The following is a 17337-nucleotide window of genomic DNA, read 5'->3' on the forward strand; positions in this document are numbered from 1 at the left end:
AAACTACACCTCAACGAAAAAAGTCGGAATAAAGGGTTTCACTGAAACCCAGCAGCATAGGCTGCCCTGGCGCGCAGAGCAATGGGCGTTTGATAATTGCCGGCATCTCGATCATCAGTTTTGCCGCGCTGTCGGCATCGGTGATGCTGGCGCGCAGAGATTCGTCCAGTTTACGCCATGTGGTACCGCGGGTGTTCAGCAGAGCTTCCCAGCCCAGTTCGCGGATAGCGCTATGCAGAAATTCTGCATCAAGCCCATCGGCGCGGTAATCGTGGAAACGGTACTCCACGCCGTTCGCTTCCAGCCATCGACGGGCTTTTTTGATGGTGTCGCAATTTTTAATGCCGTACATCACAACCATGGTGAATCCTTTTGACCTTATGATGATTAAATGTTCAGTAAATTCGAAGATATATCCTTAAGTGGAATATAACACATTCAGGAATCGTCTGGATTTACACTTTATATTAATTCAACTCACATCTGTGCGCTGAATATTCTTTCACCATTTAAGCATAGATGTCCATAAACTTTAAAAACCCAATAAACTCAGCAAATAAAATAAAACTCACCCATCCGTAGGGTTATTTCAAAATATTGCTGGCCGTCACAAAAAATTGAGGTCTCACCGTTCATATTTATCATAAATCCCCGCAGGACGTGGGTTACAATCACAGCAATTGGTTAAATAGTCTTCACAATGATGGCCCGTTTTTGTAGAATGCGCATAATAATAAGAGAGGTAGTTATGATTGAACGTGAACTGGGGAACTGGAAAGATTTTATCGAAGGCATGCTTCGTAAATGACATTCAGTAAGAATTGCAAGAGCACTAAAATAAGTAAAATAACCATAGTGTGAATTAATCACACAGTAAAAAGGCGGCCGATAAAGCCGCCTTTTTTTATTTCAATCACTTACTCAGCACGTTCCTTTAGCGGGAAGCGACGACGCACCAGCACAAAGAATAGCGGAACGAAATAAATGGCCAGGATGGTGGCCGAAATCATGCCGCCCATGACCCCCGTCCCGACGGCATGCTGGCTGCTGGAGCCTGCTCCCGTACTGGTTGCCATCGGCAGTACGCCAAAGACAAACGCCAGTGACGTCATCAGGATCGGGCGTAAGCGCTGACGGCAGGCGTGCAGCGTGGCCGCCATCAGCTCGTGGCCTTTGGCATTCATCTCGTTGGCAAACTCAACGATCAGAATGGCGTTTTTCGCCGACAGCCCAATCACGGTGAGCAGACCCACCTGGAAGTAAACATCGTTCTCCAGACCGCGCATCCAGGTCGCGAGCAGGGCACCAATGACGCCAAGGGGCACGACCAGCATGACGGAGAACGGGACCGACCAGCTTTCATACAGGGCGGCGAGGCAGAGGAAGACCACCAGCAGAGAGAGTGCGTAAAGTGCGGGAGCCTGTGCCCCGGAGAGGCGCTCCTGGTAAGACATGGCCGTCCACTCCAGACCAAAACCGGCGGGCAGCTGTTGCACCAGTTTTTCCATAGTGTCCATGGCGGTACCGGTGCTGACGCCCGGCGCGGCTTCCCCGACGATTTCAACCGCAGAGTAGCCGTTATAGCGCTCCAGGCGTGGCGATCCGCTCTCCCAGTGCGAAGTCGCAAAGGCAGAGAACGGCACCATGCCGCCAGCGTTATTCCTGACAAACCAGCGGTTAATATCATCCGGCAGCATGCGGAACGGCGCGGCGGACTGGACATAGACTTTTTTCACGCGGCCACGATCCATAAAGTCATTCACATAGCTCGAGCCCCACGCCGTTTGCAGGGTATCGTTGATATCGTTGATCGATACGCCCAGCGCCTGCGCCTTACGCTGATCGATATCCACCTGAAGCTGCGGGCTGTCATCCAGACCGTTATGGCGAACGCGGGTCAGGCCGGGATCGTTGCCCGCCAGCGCTAACAGCTTATCGCGTGCCGCCATCAGCGCCGTGTGTCCCGCACCGGCGTGATCCTGCAGCTCCATGTCAAACCCGGCGGAACTGCCAAGGCCGCTGATTGCCGGCGGGCTGCTGGCAAAGACGCGCGCCTCTTTGATGTGCGCGAAGGCTTTGGTCGCGCGTTCAATGATGGCAAATGATGTTCCCGTTCTGGTATCGCGCTCGTCCCAGTCCTTCAGGCGGACGAACATGCGGGCGACGTTCTGCCCGTTCCCGCCCGGCCCGGAACCGACGGTAGAGAAGACGGATACGACGTTATCTTTCTCTTTAGTAAAGAAATACTGCTCCACTTTCTGGACTACTTTCAGCGTCTGCTGCTGCGTTGCGCCGCTCGGCAGCTGCACCGAGGTGGTAAACATCCCCCGGTCTTCCATCGGCAGGAACGAGGTGGGCAGGTGCAGGAACAGCCACACCATCCCGCCCAGCAGCACGACGTAAACCATCATCCAGCGCAGGCTGCGGTGGAGTACACGCCCAACGGCAGATTCATACCGCGCGGCGTTGCGGTCGAACATGCGGTTAAACCAGCCGAAGAACCCTTTCTGCCCGCGATGCTCTCCTTTATGCAGCGGTTTCAGCAGGGTGGCGCACAGCGCGGGGGTGAGGATCAGCGCGACCAGCACGGAGAGCACCATCGCCGAGACGATGGTGATCGAGAACTGGCGATAAATCGCCCCGGTGGTGCCGCCAAAGAAGGCCATCGGGATAAAGACAGCCGACAGTACCATCGCGATACCGACTAGCGCCCCCTGAATTTGACCCATGGATTTACGCGTCGCCTGGCGCGGAGAGAGCCCTTCTTCGCTCATGATGCGCTCGACGTTTTCAACCACGACGATGGCATCATCCACCAGCAGGCCGATTGCCAGCACCATCGCAAACATCGTCAGGGTATTAATGCTATACCCGAACGCGTAAAGCACCGCAAAGGTCCCAAGCAGCACCACGGGGACTGCAATGGTGGGGATCAGCGTCGCGCGGAAATTTTGCAGGAACAGGTACATGACCAGGAACACCAGCGCGATGGCTTCCAGCAGGGTCTTCACCACGTCCTCAATGGAGGCTTTAACGAAGGAGGTGGTTTCATAGGCGACTTTGTACTCCAGCCCGTGCGGGAAATACTGTGAAAGCTCGTCCAGACGGTCTAACACCAGTTTTGCTGTCGCCATTTCGTTCGCGCCGGAGGCCAGTTTAATCCCCAAACCGGAAGCCTGATTGCCGTTAAAGCGGCTAAGGTAGTCGTATTTTTCGGCCCCCATTTCCACCGTGGCGACATCGCCCAGACGCACTTCCGACCCGTCCTGATTCACGCGCAGGGTGATGTTGCGGAACTGGTCCGGCGTCTGCAGCAGGGATTGCGAATTGATGGTGGCGTTCAGGGCTTGCTTATCAACGGAAGGCGTTCCCCCCAGTTGCCCCACCGCAATCTGGGCGTTCTGGGCTTTGATGGCATTCGTTACGTCGGTCGCCGTCATCTGATAGCTGTTGAGCTTGTTGGGATCGAGCCAGATGCGCATGGAGTATTGTGAGCCGTAGGCGTCAATATCTCCGACGCCGTTAATCCGGCTGATGGGATCCTGAATATTACTGGCGACGTAGTCCGCGATGTCCTGTTTATCCATTGAGCCATCTGTCGAGACAAACGCGATGGTCAATATGTTGGTATCACCGGTTTTACGCACGGTTACACCCTGGTTCTGCACCGCCTGGGGCAGCTTGCGCATGGCCGACTGCAGCTGGTTTTGGACCTGCTGCACCGCTTCGTCCGGGTCGGTGCCCGCCTTGAAGCTCAGGGTCACCGTCGCCTGTCCCGTGGCGCTACTTTGCGAGGACATGTACATCAGGTTATCCAGACCCGTCATGTTCTGCTCGATAACCTGCGTGACGGTATTTTCCAGCGTCTGTGCCGACGCGCCGGGGTAGTTTGCTGTGACGCGCACGTTCGGCGGTGCCAGGTCGGGGTATTGCTCAACGGGAAGTGAAGTAATCGCCAGGACGCCCGTCAGACACAACAGGATGGCAAGCACCCAGGCAAAAATGGGGCGATCGATAAAAAAATTCGCCATGAAAGTGTGACCTCGTTTTGCTGCACGTCATTATTGTTTATTGCCCGCATAACTTTAGCGGTAAGGCCCAGGTCAAACGTGGAGAAATAAAGGAGATAATGTAAATTATCATGCGCTTTTCCCTGCGCTTCCCTCTTTACCGTTATTTACCCGTTAACGGCGTGGGCGCCGGAAACGTCACGCTGACCAGCGTGCCGCCGTTTTGCGGCTGCGAAAAGTGCAGCATCCCACCGAGCCGTTGCGCGCGTTCGCGCATAATATTCAGGCCGTAATGTCCCGGCGGCTCGCTGGCCTCGCCAATCCCAATACCGTTGTCACGAATGCTGACGCTGTGCGTCCCGTCCACTGAGGTCACGCAGCTTACGGTGATCTCGCTGGACTGCGCGTGCTTAATGGCATTCAACACGGCCTCGCGGACGATCTGCAGCAAATGCACCTGCTTTTGCGCATCGAGCGCCAGCGAGGACAGACGACAGTCCAGATGCAGTTTGGCCTGCGTCTGGCTCTGCAGCACGTCGAGGGACTCCTGCAGCGCCGCGGGTAAGTTCGCGTGGTTCAGCGTCAGGCGGAAGGTGGTCAGCAACTCGCGCAGCTGCTGCCAGGCATTGTTCAGCTCGCGGGAGAAGTCGGTGATGATGGTCTGCGCCGGGGTATTTTCCTCGGGCACGGCGCGTTTGAGCAGCGCAAGCTGAATGCGCAGATACGACAGCACCTGCGCCAGCGAATCGTGCAGCTCGCGGGCAATGGTGGCGCGCTCTTCCATCAGCAGCAGCTGCTGGTAATGCTTTTGCGCCTGGTTAAAGTACAGCCCGCGCCCGAGCATAGTCGCCACGCTTCTCATCAGCGGAAGGGGGACGCTGTCCGCCTCGCTTTGCCAGCGCAGCTCGCCGTAGAGCGTGTCCTGCATCAGTACCGGCAGGTTTTGCAGAGGAGTGCCATGTGCCTCCGTCCCTTCACACAGCCGCCAGTCGTCGCTGGTGCGCAGTTCCAGATAATTCATCTGCGTATAGTCATGGACAATCTGCAGGATATGCCGGAAGCAGTGGCTGTCTATCTGGCCGGTATTCAGCGCCTGCGAGCACTTGAACAACATGTCGAGCTGCTGGTGGGCTTCGTGCAGGTGCCGCGTCTTTTCCGCAACCGAGGCTTCGAGCGAACGGTAGAGCGTATCGAGCTCGGCTGACATGTGGTTAAAGGCGCGCGAAAGCTGACCCAGCTCGTTCGGCAGGGCGCTATCCGGCGCAGGCGTGGCAAACTCGCCGCGCTCAATGCGTTCGCTGGCCGCCACCAGGTTATTCAGCGGTAGCACCACCTGGCGGCGGATGCGTCGCAGAGTAAACAGCGTCAGCAGCAGGATCCCGAGTGCGCCAGCCAGCGAGAGCAGGGTGACCGTCTGAATTTTATGTTCAGTGTAGTGCTGCAGGGCGAGCACAAAGGCATCAATGCGGCCGACAAAATCTTCAATATTGCGTTGATACCACGCGCTGTCGCCGCGGGCGATGCGCGCATCCATCTCCTGCCAGGCCACATGCAGCTGCTGATAGCGTGCTTTCACATTGTCCGGGACGTACCAGCGGTTCAGCTTCTGCAGGGCAGGCGCGCCGAGCGTCTGTTGCCAGCTCTCGCGATGTGCCGCAAGGGAAGGGCTGTTGCGCTGCATTTCGTAGCCCAGACGATAGCTCTGCATGCGCAGCGAACCGGCGATATTAATGGCTTCGGCATCGCGCTGGCTGCTTGCCAGCGTCAGCAGCGCGACGGTGCTGGTCAGCACGGACAGGGCTATGATCGAAAAGAAAGCCCAGGCAAGGCTTCCGGAAACGGGTCGTTTAACGGTCACAGAACGGCTCTCTGAATAAAATTGATCTGCCACAGGTTCACTGGAAATAATTGGGCGCTTCAGTCATGTGAACGTTGCCCGATCGCACCGTGATGCGTAAATACCATACTCTTATAAAGAGAAAGGTTATTGAACCAAAAACAGGTGTGGTTATGAATCGTTTTATTATGGCTAACAGCCAGCAGTGCATTGGGTGTCACGCCTGCGAAGTGGCCTGCGTGATGGCGCACAACGATGAGCAGCATGTCGTGAGCGAGCGCCATTTTCATCCGCGTATCACGGTCCTGAGAGCTGGCGAGAAGAGCCGCCCCGTGACCTGTCATCATTGCGAAAACGCGCCCTGCGCGCAAAGCTGCCCGAACGGCGCCATCAGCAAATGCGATGACAGCGTACAGGTGAATCAACAAAAATGCATCGGCTGTAAGGCCTGCGTGGTGGCCTGCCCGTTTGGCACGATGGAGATTATCGTCACCCCGCTCGACAACGGCGGTGTGAAGGCCTCGGCGAATAAATGCGATCTCTGTCTGACGCGTCCACACGGCCCGGCCTGTATCGAAAATTGCCCGGCGGATGTCCTCTCTCTGGTAACGCCTGCCGCGCTGTATAACCTGGCGAAATCGCGCCGACAGCGCACGGCCTGCCTGGAGGCGCAGCCCTGGCATGCGGAGGTCGTCGGCGTGGACGCGCCGCGTACCAAACTGCAGCAGATGCAGGCGACGGCGCCACGCGGCGAGCCCGACAAGCTGGCTGCTGCAGAACGCGTGGGCCATTTTAACGAAATTTACCTGCCATTCCGGGCCGAACAGGCCGCCCGCGAGGCGTCGCGCTGCCTGAAGTGCGGAGAGCATAGCATTTGCGAGTGGACCTGCCCGCTGCACAACCACATTCCGCAATGGATCGAGCGCCTCAACGCGGGAGATATCGCCGGCGCGGCCGAGCTTTCTCATCAGACTAACTGTTTACCTGAAATTACCGGTCGCGTCTGCCCGCAGGATCGATTATGCGAGGGTGCCTGCACAATACGTGAAGAGGCAGGATCCGTGACCATCGGCAACATCGAGCGCTATATCTCCGATCGGGCGCTGGCGATGGGCTGGCGGCCGGATATGTCCGCCGTCACGCCGTCAGGTAAACGCGTCGCGATCGTCGGCGCGGGGCCTGCCGGGCTGGCGTGCGCCGACGTGCTGGCGCGCCGCGGCGTGAGCGTGACGGTCTATGACCGGCACCCGGAAATTGGCGGATTGCTGACCTTTGGCATCCCGGCGTTCAAGCTGGACAAATCGCTGCTCGCGCGGCGCAGAGAGATATTTACCGCGATGGGGATCCGCTTCGAGCTTAACTGCGAGGTGGGCCAGGACGTGTCGATGTCGCAGTTAAAGCACGATTACGACGCCCTGTTTATTGGCGTGGGAACCTATCGCTCGATGAAGGCGGGTATCCCACATGAAGACGCGCCAGGTGTCTACGACGCGCTGCCTTTCCTGGTGGGCAACACGCGCCATGTTATGGGGCTGGAGGCAACGGCCAGCGAACCGTTCATCGACGCCCATGGCCTGAACGTGGTGGTGCTTGGAGGGGGCGATACCGCGATGGACTGCGTCCGAACCGCGTTACGCCACGGGGCGGCGAAGGTGACCTGCGCCTATCGTCGGGATGAGGCCAACATGCCGGGCTCGAAGAAAGAGGTGAAGAACGCCAGTGAAGAGGGGGCGGCGTTTGAATTTAACGTCCAGCCGGTTGAGCTGACGCTGGATCCGAACGGAAAGGTCAACGGTATCCGAATGCTGCGAACCGAGCTCGGAGAGCCGGATGCGCAGGGACGGCGGCGACCGGTTCCGGTGGCGGGCAGCGAGTTTGTGATGGCCGCGGATGCGGTCATCATGGCGTTTGGTTTTAACCCGCACGCGATGCCGTGGCTGCAGGCGCAGGGTGTCGAAACGGATGACAGGGGGCGGATCGTGGCCTCTGTCGAGAGCCGCTACCGTTACCAGACGACCAACCCGCAGATCTTCGCCGGGGGCGATGCGGTACGCGGCGCGGATCTGGTGGTAACCGCAATGGCGGAAGGGCGCCATGCCGCGCAAGGGATCCTCGACTGGCTTGGGGTTAACGCGCCAAAACATCATTAAACCGGCGGGCGACAAAGCGGGATTCACGGCGTAGTATAGGACGACTCATTGTGTTGTGGAGCCCGTATGACCCTGAAAATTGACGTTATCAAAGACAAAATTCTCTCTGAAAACTACTTTGTCCTGCGTAACATCACCTATGATCTTACACGTAGCAATGGTGAGGTTATCCGCCACAAACGCGAGGTCTACGACCGCGGCAACGGAGCGACCATTCTGCTCTATAACCGTGACAAGCAGAGCGTGGTGCTAATCCGTCAGTTCAGGGTGGCGACATGGGTTAATGGCAACCCTGATGGACGTTTGATTGAAACCTGCGCGGGCCTGCTTGATGACGATGAGCCGGAAGTTTGTATCCGCAAAGAGGCCGTGGAAGAAACCGGCTTCGAAGTGGGTGAGGTCAAAAAGGTCTTCGAGCTGTTTATGTCGCCGGGCGGCGTAACGGAAATTGTGCATTTCTTCATTGCCGAATACAGTGACGCCCAGCGCACGCACCGGGGCGGTGGCGTAGAGGATGAAGATATTGAAGTGCTGGAGCTTCCTTTTGCCCGGGCGCTGGAGATGATGCGTTCAGGCGAAATCAGGGATGGTAAGGCAGTGATATTACTGCAGTATTTACAGACGACCGGGTTGATGAACGCTGCTTTCGAGCGGATGTAGTGCATTTTTCGGGTATATCTGATAAATCCGATTGAGCAACCCCGCCGGGAACACGAAGATACTGCCCAGTTAAGCGTTTTCGTTCCGGGATTGTGTCATTCATGCGCTACAGCGTCTTTTTGTTTTACCTGTTTTGTGTGCTCCTCGCGCCGCAGGTGCGGGCTGCACCTGCCCAGCAAGCCTTCTCCGACTGGCAGGTAACCTGCAATAACCAGAATTTTTGCCTTGCACGCAACACGGGTGAACACCGTGGTCTGGTCATGACGCTCACCCGTAGCGCCGGGGCGAAAACGGATGCCACGCTGCGTATCGATCTTGGCGGTCTTGATACACCCTCGATCAAAGAGCCAGAGATTGCCCCCCGGCTGCTGCTGGATAGCGTTCCTCTGAAGCTGGACAAACAGCGCTGGCAGCTCACGCCATGGCATCTGAAAACGGACGATGCGGCCACCATCACCGCCTTTCTGAAAAATATCCAGGAAGGGAAGGCCCTGACCCTGCGCGGCGGTAAGCAGGTCATTTCACTGACAGGGCTTAAGGCCGCACTACTGTTCATTGATGCGCAGCAAAAGCGCGTCGGCAGCGAAACCGCGTGGATCAAGAAAGGTGACGATCCGCCGTTAAGCGTTCCGCCTGCACCCGCCTTAAAAAAGGTGGCGGTCGTCAATCCGACCCCGACGCCACTCTCCCACGCCGAACTGAACGACCTGCTGGACTATGGTACCGGACGGATGAACAGCAGCCAGTGCTCGCTGGATCCTAACCGCCGTGAAGTGCGCGTCACCGCGTTAACCGATGAGAAAGCGCTGCTGATCGTCAGCTGCGAGGCGGGGGCCTATAACACGGTCGATCTGGCGTGGCTGGTATCACGTAAAAAACCGTTCACCGCACGCAGCGTCAGGCTGCGTCTGCCGTTTACGCCGTCAGGCGACGGGAGCGAAATGGAGTTGATGAATGCCAGCTTCGATGAAAAGACGCGCGAGCTGACAACGCTGGCGCTGGGGCGCGGTTTGGGCGATTGCGGAGTCCAGACGCGCTGGCGTTTTGACGGACAGCGATTCCGCCTGGTGCGCTACGCCGAGGAGCCCAGCTGTGATAACTGGAACGGGCCAGATGCCTGGCCCACGCTGTGGATCACGCGCTAGTTTTGCCCGGTAAGCGTAGCGCCACCGGGCACGCAGACCGCGCTACAGCACGCTTAACGCCTTCTCAACCACGTTCTCAACGGTAAAGCCGAAGTACGGGAACAGCTTGTCGGCAGGGGCGGACTCACCGTAGCCCCTCATGCCGACAATCGCCCCTTTCAGACCCACATATTTGTACCAGTAGTCGGCAATACCGGCTTCCACCGCCACGCGCGCTGCGACGTTTGAGGGCAGTACCGATTCGCGGTACGCCTCATCCTGGGCATCGAAAATATCCGTAGAAGGCAGGGACACCACGCGCACCGCGTGGCCTTCGGCGGTCAGTTTCTCCGCCGCTTTCACCGTGATTTCCACCTCGGAGCCGGTGGCAATCAGGATCACGTCCGGCTTGCCGCCGCTGTCCTTGAGGATGTAGCCGCCGCGGGCGATGTTTTTCACCTGCTCCGGGGTACGCTCAATCTGCGCCAGGTTCTGGCGCGACAGAATCAGTGCCGTTGGGCCGTTGTGGCGTTCTACCGCCAGCTTCCAGCCCACCGCAGCTTCGACCTGATCGCAGGGACGCCACGTGCTGAAGTTCGGCGTCAGGCGCAGGCTCGCCAGCTGTTCAACCGCCTGGTGGGTGGGGCCGTCTTCTCCCAGACCGATGGAGTCGTGGGTATAGACCATAATCTGCCGCGCCTTCATCAGCGCTGCCATGCGCGCCGCGTTACGGGCGTACTCGACGAACATCAGGAAGGTGGCGGTGTAGGGCACGAAGCCGCCGTGATGGGCGATGCCGTTGGCAATCGCGGTCATCCCGAACTCGCGCACGCCGTAATGGATGTAATTCCCGGCGATGTCCTCTTTCAGCGATTTCGAACCCGACCAGATAGTCAGGTTACTCGGCGCCAGATCCGCCGATCCGCCGAGCAGTTCGGGCAGAAGAGGGCCGATTGCATTCAGGGTATTTTGCGACGCCTTACGGGTGGCGATTTTCGCCGGGTTGGACTGCAGATTTTCAATCAGCGCCTGGGTTTTATCGTCCCAGTCTTCCGGCAGGCCGCCGCTCATGCGGCGGGAAAACTCGGCCGCCAGTTCAGGATGCGCTTTTTTGTAGGCGGCAAATTTATCGTTCCATGCGTGCTGCGCTTTCTCACCCTCTTCGCGTGCATCCCATGCCCGGTAGATCTCTTTCGGGATCTCAAACGGCGGATGTTTCCAGCCCAGCTTCTTCCGGGTCAGCGCCACTTCCTCCTCGCCCAGCGCCGCGCCGTGCGCTTCTTCTTTACCCGCCTTGTTCGGCGAGCCGAAGCCGATCGTGGTGCGGCAGATAATCAGGGACGGTTTATCCTTCACGCTTTGCGCTTCCTGAATCGCTTTTTTCACTGCCTCAGGGTCGTGACCGTCGATCTCATGCACCACGTGCCAGTGGTAGGCTTCGAAGCGTTTTGCCGTGTCGTCGGTAAACCAGCCTTCGGTTTCCCCGTCGATGGAGATGCCGTTGTGATCGTAGAACCCGATCAGCTTGCCGAGCCCCAGGGTGCCCGCCAGGGAGCAGACCTCATGGGAGATCCCCTCCATCAGACAGCCGTCACCCATAAACACGTAGGTGTAGTGATCGACAATCTCGTGGTCCGGCTGGTTGAACTGTGCCGCTAGCGTGCGTTCGGCAATCGCCAGCCCGACCGCATTTGCCAGCCCCTGGCCGAGCGGCCCGGTGGTGGTCTCCACGCCCGGCGTATAGCCGATCTCCGGGTGCCCCGGGGTTTTGGAGTGCAGCTGGCGGAAGTTTTTCAGCTCCTCAAGCGGCAGATCGTAGCCGGAAAGGTGCAACAGGCTGTAGAGCAGCATTGAGGCGTGACCGTTGGAGAGAATAAAGCGGTCGCGATCGTACCAGGTGGGGTCATTGGGGTTGTGCTTCAGAAAGTCGTTCCACAGTACTTCGGCTATATCAGCCATGCCCATCGGCGCGCCGGGGTGGCCGGAATTGGCTTTCTGCACGGCATCCATGCTGAGGGCGCGGATGGCATTGGCTAGCTCTTTACGGGACATAGTTCACTCCGTGGCAAGGTTAAAGTTTGGCGGCGAGAAGATCTTCTAGTTTGCGCTGGTCGACGGCGAACTGGCGGATACCGTCCGCCAGTTTTTCCACGGCCATGGCGTCCTGGTTGTGCTCCCAGCGGAACTCCGCTTCGGTCATGGCTTTCGGTTTTGGCAGAACGGTGGAGGTCGGCACCAGCTTGCGGATCACCGTTTCTTCTTTGTCCTGTAGCTCCTGGAGCAGGTTGGGTGAAATTGTCAGGCGGTCGCAGCCTGCCAGGGCGAGGATCTGCTCGGTACGGCGGAAGCTGGCACCCATCACGATGGTTTCGTAGCGGTGCTGCTTGTAGTAGTCGTAGATATTACGTACCGATTTCACGCCCGGATCCTCATCCACCACGTACGGATCCATCGGCTGTTTCGCCTGGTACCAGTCGTAGATGCGCCCGACAAACGGTGACACCAGGAACACGCCCGCTTCGGCACAGGCGCGCGCCTGGGCAAAGGAGAACAGCAGCGTCAGGTTGCAGTGGATGCCCTCTTTTTCCAGTACCTCTGCCGCGCGGATGCCTTCCCAGGTGGAGGCGAGCTTGATCAGAATGCGTGATTTATCTATCCCCTGTTCCTCGTACAGTTCCACGAGGCGACGCGCCTTGTTAATGCTCTTTTCTTTATCGAAAGAGAGGCGGGCGTCGACTTCGGTCGAGACGCGGCCCGGGATGCTTTTAAGAATTTCCGCACCAAAATTAACCGCCAGCTTGTCGCTGGCTTCGGCGACCTGCTGCTCCTGCGTCTTCCCGCGCTTTTTACCGTAGGCAATGGCGTCATCAATCAGATGACTAAAATGGGTAAGCCCGGCAGCCTTGAGCAGTAGCGAAGGGTTGGTGGTCGCATCCTCCGGCTGATAGTGGCGAATCGACTCGATATCGCCGCTGTCTGCCACCACCGTGGTGAATTGTTTGATGCCGTCTAGCTGGTTCATAAATGATTACTCCTTGGAAATAAAAGAGTTAGATGAGTGCGTTAGTTCACACTTCTGGAAAAATCATGATGGACTTAACAAAAAAGCATAGCAGACGGGGGAGGCATTGCTTTTGAGACGGGTAACATGGCTGTTATAAATTGATAACAATTTTTAATGTGTGATGGTGAGAGTTTGGCTGCCTTCAAAGTTTAGGAGGCGGCCTGAGGCGATACTAGGCGGCACACCAGGGTGTGCATCAGGATCGCTTACGTCACCCTTTTGACCGATACGTGAAAGGAAAAATAAGATGGATGAGCAGTTGAAACAGAGTGCCCTCGATTTTCACGAGTTCCCTGTCCCGGGCAAAATCCAGGTCTCCCCAACCAAGCCGCTGGCAACTCAGCGCGATCTGGCACTGGCCTATTCCCCGGGCGTAGCTGCCCCGTGTCTGGAAATCGAAAAAGACCCGCTGGCGGCCTACAAATACACCGCGCGCGGCAACCTTGTCGCCGTGATCTCTAACGGCACGGCGGTGCTGGGGCTGGGCAACATCGGCGCGCTGGCCGGTAAGCCGGTGATGGAAGGCAAGGGGGTGCTGTTCAAGAAATTCGCCGGTATCGACGTGTTCGATATCGAGGTGGATGAACTCGATCCTGACAAGTTCATCAACGTAGTGGCCGCGCTGGAGCCTACCTTCGGCGGGATCAACCTGGAAGACATCAAAGCGCCGGAATGTTTCTATATCGAGCAGAAGCTGCGCGAGCGTATGAATATTCCCGTGTTCCATGATGACCAGCACGGTACGGCCATTATCAGCACCGCTGCGATTCTGAACGGCCTGCGCGTGGTTGAGAAAAACCTCTCCGACGTGCGCATGGTGGTCTCCGGCGCCGGCGCCGCGGCCATCGCCTGTATGAACCTGCTGGTGGCGCTGGGTATGCAGAAACACAACATTGTGGTCTGTGACTCCAAGGGCGTTATTTATAAAGACCGCGAGCCGAACATGGCGGAAACCAAAGCGGCGTATGCGGTAGAAGACGACGGCAAGCGCACGCTTGAGGACGTCATTGACGGCGCGGATATCTTCCTCGGCTGCTCGGGTCCGAAGGTGCTGACCCAGGAGATGGTGAAGAAGATGGCGCGTGCGCCAATGATCCTGGCCCTGGCCAACCCGGAACCGGAAATTCTGCCGCCGCTGGCGAAAGCGGTGCGTGAAGACGCCATCATCTGTACCGGCCGTTCGGACTACCCGAACCAGGTCAACAACGTGCTCTGCTTCCCGTTCATCTTCCGCGGCGCGCTGGACGTCGGCGCGACGGCGATCAACGAAGAGATGAAGCTTGCAGCCGTTCACGCCATCGCGGAGCTGGCCCACGCCGAGCAGAGCGAAGTGGTTGCCTCAGCCTATGGCGATCAGGATCTTAGCTTTGGCCCTGACTACATCATTCCAAAACCGTTCGACCCGCGTCTGATTGTTAAAATTGCGCCAGCCGTTGCCAAAGCGGCAATGGATTCCGGCGTGGCGACGCGTCCGATTCACGACTTCGACGCGTACGTCGATAAACTCACCGAGTTTGTCTATAAAACCAACCTGTTCATGAAGCCGATCTTCTCTCAGGCGCGCGCCGACGCGAAGCGCGTGGTGCTAGCGGAAGGGGAAGAGGCGCGCGTGCTGCACGCCACCCAGGAGCTGATCACATTAGGCCTGGCGAAACCGATCCTGATTGGTCGTCCGAGCGTGATTGAAATGCGTATCCAGAAGCTGGGCCTGCAGATTAAGCCGGGCGTCGACTTCGAGATCGTCAACAACGAATCCGATCCGCGCTTCAAAGAGTACTGGAGCGAATACTACGCGATCATGAAGCGTCGGGGGATCACCCAGGAGCAGGCGCAGAAAGCCGTCATCAGCAACACGACGGTGATCGGCGCGATCATGGTCCATCGCGGCGAGGCGGATGCGCTGATCTGCGGTACCATCGGGGATTATCACGAGCACTTTAGCGTGGTGCAGGAGATCTTCGGCTATCGCGACGGCGTCCATACCGCCGGGGCGATGAACGCCCTGCTGTTGCCGAGCGGGAACACCTTTATCGCTGACACCTATGTTAACGACGATCCGAGCCCGGACGAGCTGGCGGAGATCACCGTGATGGCCGCCGAGACCGTGCGCCGCTTCGGTATCGAGCCGAAGGTGGCACTGCTGTCGCACTCTAACTTCGGTTCGTCCAAATCAGCGGCGGCGTGCAAAATGCGTGAGACGCTGGCGCTGGTGCGCGAGCGTGCGCCGGAGCTGATGATTGACGGGGAAATGCATGGCGATGCCGCGCTGGTGGAGAGCATCCGTAACGAACGTATGCCGGACAGCCCGCTGAAAGGATCGGCAAACATCCTGATTATGCCGAACGTGGAAGCGGCGCGTATCAGCTATAACCTGCTGCGCGTCTCCAGCTCTGAAGGGGTGACCGTAGGACCGGTGCTGATGGGCGTGGCGAAGCCGGTGCACGTGTTAACGCCGATTGCCTCCGTGCGTCGTATCGTGAACATGGTGGCGCTGGCGGTGGTTGAGGCGCAGACGCAGCCGCTGTAATTTTTACCCTCACCCTAACCCTCTCCCTTTGGGAGAGGGCCGGGGTGAGGGGAGGGTTACACCCAGTCCCGAACCTGAATAAACTCTTTTAAGGCAGCCTCCGGGCTGCCTTCTTTTGGCTCGTAGCAGTACTCCCAGCGCACCAGCGGCGGCATCGACATCAGAATTGACTCCGTGCGCCCGCCGGTCTGCAGGCCGAACAGCGTCCCGCGATCCCACACCAGGTTGAACTCCACGTAGCGCCCGCGGCGGTAGAGCTGGAACTCGCGTTCGCGCACGCCGTAGTCGGTGTTTTTACGGCGTTCGACGATGGGCAGATAGGCGTCGGTATAGCCTTCACCCACCGCGCGCATAAAGCTGAACGCGGTATCAAAATCAGGCGTGTTGAGATCGTCAAAGAACAGTCCGCCGATGCCGCGCTGCTCGTCGCGATGCTTCAGGTAAAAGTAGTCGTCGCACCACTTTTTATATTTCGGGTAAATGTCTTCGCCAAACGGCAGGCAAAGATCCCGCGCGGTGGTGTGCCAGTGTACGGCATCCTCTTCGAAGCCGTAGTAGGGCGTCATGTCGAAACCGCCGCCAAACCACCAGACCGGATCGGCCCCCTGCTTTTCCGCAATGAAAAAGCGCACGTTGGCGTGGCTGGTTGGCACGAACGGGTTGTGCGGGTGCACCACCAGCGAGACGCCCATCGCTTCGAAGCTGCGGCCCGCCAGCTCAGGACGATGTGCCGTCGCAGACGCGGGCATGGCGTCGCCGTGAACGTGGGAAAAATTCACGCCAGCCTGTTCGAAGATGCCGCCGTTACGCAGCACGCGACTGCGCCCGCCGCCGCCGGCCTCGCGCTGCCAGGTATCTTCCTGAAATTCTCCGCCGTCTGCGGCGGCCAGTTTCTGGCAAATCTCATCCTGCAGCTGCAGCAGGAAAGTTTTGACCAGTTGTGCATCGGGTTTCATCAACGTTTCCTGGAGTGCGCTTTTTGGTTATCGAACCAGTTGAAATAACTGATAATGCCGGAGGCGATAGCGTTGGCGATCTTCTGACGAAATGCCGTGGTGCCAAGGAGTCGCTCCTCTTCCGGGTTCGTGATGAAGGAGGTTTCCACCAGCACGGACGGGATGGACGGTGATTTCAGGACCACGAACGCCGCCTGCTCGGTGCCTTTGCTGTGCAGGCGATGCACCGGCTTAATCTTCTTCAGGATGTGCGAGCCAAGCGTCAGGCTGTTTTTGATCGTATCCGTCTGCACGAGGTCGAACAGCACCTGCTGTAGCAGGTGGTCTTTGTCGGTGGCTTTTTTCCCGGCGACTTCATCCGCCCGGTTTTCGCGGTCGGAGAGGTATTTCGCCATGGCGCTACTGGCGCCGCGGTTGGAAAGCGCAAATACCGAGGCACCTGCCGCAGAAGGGTTGGTAAAGCCGTCCGCGTGAATCGACATAAACAGATCCGCACCGTGCTGGTGGGCGATCTCTACGCGGTCATACAGCGGAATAAAGGTATCGCCAGAGCGCGTCAGACGGGCGTCAATGCCGTTACTGCGTAAAATCGCCCGCACATTTTTTGCAATCGCCAGCACGACGTGTTTTTCTTTCGACCCGTTTTTGCCGATGGCGCCGGTATCAATGCCGCCGTGCCCAGGGTCGAGCATCACCAGACGCTTCGCGCCCGGCTTTTTGGTTTTCGGTTTGCTGTGTCCGTTACTGGTTTTAAGCGTGCTCTCGTCTTTCGCCTGAGCCTGCTTTGCGATACCCGTTAACGTTAAGGCCGCCAGCCCCGCTTTGAGAACCTGACGACGCGATGTGAGTGCTTTTAATGGTTTGAATGTGCTCATGCGGCCTGAATACTAAAAAATGGGGTCCTGGTGTTATATCGTATCGTGTTTCCCGTTACGACAGTCCATGTTGAGAATTGTTTTACTTTTCATTTCAATACGTGACAAAGTGACATTATGCCAAATTTTGGCGA

The 17337-nt window shown here is 57.9% G+C and carries 12 protein-coding genes; 5 read left to right on the forward strand and 7 right to left on the reverse strand.

All coding sequences use genetic code 11. From position 1 onward, the window contains the following. Positions 1-10: 10 nt before the first annotated feature. Positions 11-361 carry an ArsC family reductase gene (locus AC4IBF_RS05705; RefSeq protein WP_143345383.1) on the reverse strand — a complete coding sequence of 117 codons (351 nt, stop codon included), beginning with the start codon at positions 359-361 and terminating at the stop codon, positions 11-13. A gap of 387 nt (positions 362-748) precedes the next feature. Here AC4IBF_RS05705 and ypfM point away from each other — a divergent pair, with 387 nt between their 5' ends. Continuing rightward, positions 749-808, forward strand: a complete 60-nt coding sequence (gene ypfM / locus AC4IBF_RS05710; protein WP_015572204.1) for a protein YpfM — start codon at positions 749-751, stop codon at positions 806-808. Between the two features lie 109 nt (positions 809-917). Here the strand turns inward: ypfM and acrD are convergent, their stop codons facing one another. Further along, positions 918-4031 carry a multidrug efflux RND transporter permease AcrD gene (gene acrD / locus AC4IBF_RS05715; RefSeq protein ID WP_491463195.1) on the reverse strand — a complete coding sequence of 1038 codons (3114 nt, stop codon included), beginning with the start codon at positions 4029-4031 and terminating at the stop codon, positions 918-920. A gap of 142 nt (positions 4032-4173) precedes the next feature. After that, a complete protein-coding gene (narQ, locus tag AC4IBF_RS05720; RefSeq protein ID WP_133294890.1) occupies positions 4174-5868 on the reverse strand; it encodes a nitrate/nitrite two-component system sensor histidine kinase NarQ in 1695 nt (564 codons plus the stop codon). Between the two features lie 152 nt (positions 5869-6020). On the opposite strand from narQ, the gene aegA reads away from it, so the two are divergent. From aegA to AC4IBF_RS05735, 3 genes are all read left to right on the forward strand, one after another. Beyond that, a complete protein-coding gene (gene aegA / locus AC4IBF_RS05725; protein WP_325849397.1) occupies positions 6021-7997 on the forward strand; it encodes a formate-dependent uric acid utilization protein AegA in 1977 nt (658 codons plus the stop codon). A gap of 66 nt (positions 7998-8063) precedes the next feature. Further along, entirely contained in the window at positions 8064-8657 is a 594-nt protein-coding gene (gene nudK, locus AC4IBF_RS05730; protein WP_252093286.1) for a GDP-mannose pyrophosphatase NudK, read from the forward strand. Positions 8658-8758: 101 nt separating this feature from the next. Further along, entirely contained in the window at positions 8759-9802 is a 1044-nt protein-coding gene (locus AC4IBF_RS05735) for a DUF1176 domain-containing protein (RefSeq protein ID WP_111965192.1), read from the forward strand. A 42-nt stretch (positions 9803-9844) separates the two neighbouring features. Here the strand turns inward: AC4IBF_RS05735 and tkt are convergent, their stop codons facing one another. Both tkt and tal read right to left on the reverse strand, forming a co-directional pair. Beyond that, the gene (gene tkt, locus AC4IBF_RS05740) at positions 9845-11833 is read right to left on the reverse strand and encodes a transketolase (protein ID WP_133294886.1); all 1989 of its coding nucleotides are present in this window, start codon (positions 11831-11833) and stop codon (positions 9845-9847) included. A 19-nt stretch (positions 11834-11852) separates the two neighbouring features. After that, positions 11853-12803 carry a transaldolase gene (tal, locus tag AC4IBF_RS05745; protein ID WP_115875961.1) on the reverse strand — a complete coding sequence of 317 codons (951 nt, stop codon included), beginning with the start codon at positions 12801-12803 and terminating at the stop codon, positions 11853-11855. Between the two features lie 289 nt (positions 12804-13092). Here tal and maeB point away from each other — a divergent pair, with 289 nt between their 5' ends. Then, positions 13093-15372 carry an NADP-dependent oxaloacetate-decarboxylating malate dehydrogenase gene (gene maeB, locus AC4IBF_RS05750; protein WP_115875960.1) on the forward strand — a complete coding sequence of 760 codons (2280 nt, stop codon included), beginning with the start codon at positions 13093-13095 and terminating at the stop codon, positions 15370-15372. Between the two features lie 56 nt (positions 15373-15428). Here the strand turns inward: maeB and hemF are convergent, their stop codons facing one another. After that, positions 15429-16328 (reverse strand): oxygen-dependent coproporphyrinogen oxidase, encoded by a 900-nt coding sequence (hemF, locus tag AC4IBF_RS05755; protein WP_133294884.1) that lies wholly within the window; start codon positions 16326-16328, stop codon positions 15429-15431. Continuing rightward, positions 16328-17203 (reverse strand): N-acetylmuramoyl-L-alanine amidase AmiA, encoded by an 876-nt coding sequence (gene amiA, locus AC4IBF_RS05760; RefSeq protein WP_023308739.1) that lies wholly within the window; start codon positions 17201-17203, stop codon positions 16328-16330. Before amiA ends, hemF begins: the two co-directional genes overlap by 1 nt. Positions 17204-17337 lie beyond the last annotated feature (134 nt).

Source organism: Enterobacter sp. Taxon_8 (genome assembly GCF_058354585.1).